This window comes from uncultured Rothia sp. (assembly GCF_937976295.1).
GTDB lineage: Bacteria > Actinomycetota > Actinomycetes > Actinomycetales > Micrococcaceae > Rothia.
The window spans coordinates 1-3,658 of sequence record NZ_CALJRY010000229.1; the positions used below are offsets into that span (position 1 = coordinate 1).

The following is a 3,658-nucleotide window of genomic DNA, read 5'->3' on the forward strand; positions in this document are numbered from 1 at the left end:
TGGATAGATATCTATCCAACCCCACCTGTATTTGGTTCCCTGTATTTGGTGTTCTAAACCCCCTGCTGTGCCGCAATCAGCGCCTCAAAATGCGCCGCCATGCGCTCGGCGTCCGGTTCCAATCCGGTAAAGAGGCGGAACGCATCCACCGCCTGACCCACCGCCATGTAGCCGCCCGTCAGCACCTCGCACCCGGCGGCACGCGCCGCGCGCACTAGCTGCGTCTGTTGCGGCAGGTAGATGACATCCGCAACCCACAGGCCCTCACGCAACACCCCGGCACTCAGCGCCGACTCACTCAACGGCATACCCGGATGCACGTGCATACCCACCGGGGTTGCATTCACCAAACCCTGAGCCTCCAGCAGAGCCTCAATGAGGCGCTCATCGTCACTCAGCACCTCGATTCGGGTCTGCGGGAAGAGCCCACCCAGCTGCTCCGCAAGCCCCTGAGCCTTCGCCGCGTCACGCTCGAAGAGACTCAGGCGGCGCACCCCCATGCGGCACAGTGCGTACGCCGTGGCGCTACCGGCACCACCGGCACCCAACTGCACCACGTGCTCCAGGCGCGCCGAATCCTCCGCCACCTGCGGCAGACCGCGCTTCAGACCCGCAATGAACCCCGAGTAGTCCGTGTTGTCGCCGTAGAAGCTACCGTCCTCGCGAATCACCACGCAATTGACCGCGCCCAGGGCGCGTGCCGCATCCGAAAGCTCGTGCAGGTGCTCCATGACCGACTGCTTGCACGGGTGCGTGATGTTGAAAGCGTTAAAGCCGAGCAGTGCTGCCGCATCCAGCAGTGCCGGGGCGGAGGCGCCGTCCAGGTTCAGGGCGTCCAGGTCTACGGGGCGGTACAGGTAGCGCACCCCGTGCGCGTCCGCCTCCGCCTCATGCATGGGAGGGGTCAGTGAGGAGGTGATGCCGTCGCCAATGAGGCCCACCAGGAAGGATTCAGTACGCAAACTCATAGTTTCACTGTACGTGTCCGCCTCGTAAGATGCACCTACTTTCTTGAACCCGTACCAAATGCGCGCTGGATTTGGGAAGAAGATAAAAATAATTTCTACCTACACAAGAGCGATTATGTCTGACAGAAACACCTCGAAGGTATAAGCTTGGTATAAGTGCTCGCGCGCCACGGCGCGCACATGAGACCACACAGACACCGTCACAGTGAAGTGATACCGATATTCGGAGGATAGATTGTCAATGACTGACAAAGCTATGGCACACTTCGCTGGCGCCGATGCATGGGTCGAGCAGTATTTCCTGAACAGCCCCGAAGATGAGCGTGAAGAGTTCACCCCGGCAGAGTTAGAGGATTTGGCTCGCACCCACCGTGCGCTGGCTCAAATCCGCCTGCCCAAGACCCCTGTCGTTGCCGCACGCAACGACGAGTACAACACCACCCTGTACGTCGCGACCGACGACATGCCACACATTGTCAGCTCCCTGACTGCATGCCTTGCCGCGCACTTTGGTGGGTTCGTCACCATTCTTCACCCCACATTCCTTGTAGAACGCGGCCCGGATGGTTCCCTTCTGAGCCTGCGCGGCACCGGTATGCGCGGCAACCTCGCCAGCGGTGATACCGCCACTCTTGGCGTGCCCTCCCTAAAGCTCAGCGAGAACGCTCCCGCGGGCACCACGGTCGCTATTGAGTCCTGGATTGCGGTTCGCCTGACCCGCTACCTTACCGAGGAAGATCAGCGCCGCTGCGAGAAGGAAGTTGAGCGCGTCCTCGCTGACGTTCGCGCCTGCCACACCGACCTGGATGCCATGGTCACCCGCGTTTTCGACCTGGCGCAGTCCATGTATGATCTGCGCGGCGCCACCCTGGGGCACGGCGAGGAATCCTACGCCGCTAACCCGCGCGGTGTGGAGCCTGCCTCCCGTGTGGAGGTGGCACAGGACTTCCTGCGCTGGCTGACCCGCGGCAACTTCGTGTTCATGGGCGTAAAGGAGCGCGTGCTGGACGGCACCTCCGGCGCTATCTCCCTGGTGGACCGCCCCGGTTCGGCGCTCGGTATTCTGCGCACCACGGAGGGCAAGAGCCGCATCCCCCTTTCGGGTGAGACTCTGGAACGCGCCCTGTTCCCGCGCCCCCTGTACATCACGAAGGCGAACTCCCGCTCCACGGTCGCACGGAACGACTACCTGGACTACATTGGTGTGCGCCGCTTCGACCTGAACGGCCGCGTGATTGGTGAGTACGTCATTCTGGGTCTGTTCACTCGCCAGTCGTACGCGCTGCCCGCTATTGAGACTCCGCTGGTGCGTGAGCGTATCGCGATGGTGCGCCGCCGCCTCGGCTACCACCCCGGTTCTTACTCTGACAAGGCGCTTCTGGGTGCCTTGGAGGATTACCCCCGCCTGGAACTGCTGCACGCTTCCGCTAATGATTTGACCGAAACTTTCGGCGGCATCATGGGCCTGGAGGAGCGCCGCAAGACCCGCCTGTTCCTGCGCGCCGACCAGTTCAACCGGTTTATTTCCGCCGTGGTGTACCTGCCTCGGGACCGCTACAACACGAACGTGTGTGCGCGCATCCAGCGGGTGTTCCGACAGGAATTTGATCTTAGTGCCATCGACCATGAGGTGTACCTGTCCTCCTCATCGTTGGCGCGTCTATTCTTCCGCATTCGGCTCACCAACCCCAATGATGTGCCGAAGACGGATCATCAAGCTCTCGAAAAGCGACTGCAAGAAGCCGCCCGCTCCTGGGTGGAAGCAACCGCAGCTGCTATTGAGGCATGGAAACCCGGAGCGGCAGGCCGCCGACTCGCATCAGCCTGGGCAGATGCGACGAGCGCAGCCTACCGAGCCGATTACACAGTAGAACAAGCAATCGAGGATATCGTGATTCTTGAATCTCTCTCGGGCCAGAAGCCCGCCGCAATCAAGGTTGAAGCCGGCGAAGCCAACACCACCCGACTGAAGACCTACCTGTCCGCACCTCACACCCTCACCGAGCTTCTGCCGGTTATGCAGAATATGGGCCTGGTCGTTGTTGATCAGAAGCCCTACGAGTTCAAGCCTGAGGACGGCGAAGACTACGGCTACCTCTACGACTTTGGGGTCCAGTTCCCCGAGGGCGTGGACGCAAACGCTGTGGCTTCCCTGTACGAGGATGCCCTGAACGCCTACCTGCTCGGTGAGCGCGAGTCCGATACCCTGGACCGCCTGATCCTGGCTGAGGGCCTGACCTGGCAGGAAGTACGTCTGTTCCGTGCTCTGAACCACTACCTGATTCAGCTGGGCCTGGGCTACACTCCGTCCTTCATGTCGAACACCCTGCTCGCTAACCCGGCCATCACCAAGCACCTGGTCGAGTTCTTCGCGGTCAGCTTCGACCCGAACAACGGTCTCAACGATGAGCAGCGCAACGCACGCCGTGAGGAAATCGAAGCAGCCCTGGTTGAGGAACTGAACCAGATCCCCACCCTGGACGCTGACCGCTACCTGCGCTCCCTCGGCAAGGTGATTCGCGCTATCCTGCGCACCAACGCATACCTGGCTGACCGCCCGGCACTCGCATTCAAGGTGGCACCGCAGGAGATCGACTTCGCACCCCTGCCCCGCCCCAAGTTCGAGATTTTCGTCTACTCCCCGCGCGTTGAGGGTGTTCACCTGCGCTTCGGTAGCGTCGCACGTGGTG

The 3,658-nt window shown here is 61.5% G+C and carries 2 protein-coding genes; one reads left to right on the forward strand and one right to left on the reverse strand.

Features of this window, described 5'->3' with window-relative positions; all coding sequences use genetic code 11:
• Positions 1–53 precede the first annotated feature (53 nt).
• Positions 54–968, reverse strand: a complete 915-nt coding sequence (locus Q0216_RS06145; protein WP_298593772.1) for a shikimate dehydrogenase — start codon at positions 966–968, stop codon at positions 54–56.
• A 241-nt stretch (positions 969–1,209) separates the two neighbouring features.
• Between Q0216_RS06145 and Q0216_RS06150 the strand changes: the two genes are divergently transcribed.
• The coding region (locus Q0216_RS06150; RefSeq protein WP_298593774.1) for an NAD-glutamate dehydrogenase domain-containing protein at positions 1,210–3,658 on the forward strand (2,449 nt) is incomplete at its 3' end.

Coding starts and splice junctions, on each gene's coding strand:
- Q0216_RS06145 (WP_298593772.1), bottom strand. CDS start 968: ATGAGTTTGCGTACTGAATCCTTCCTGGTGGGCCTCATTGGCGACGGC.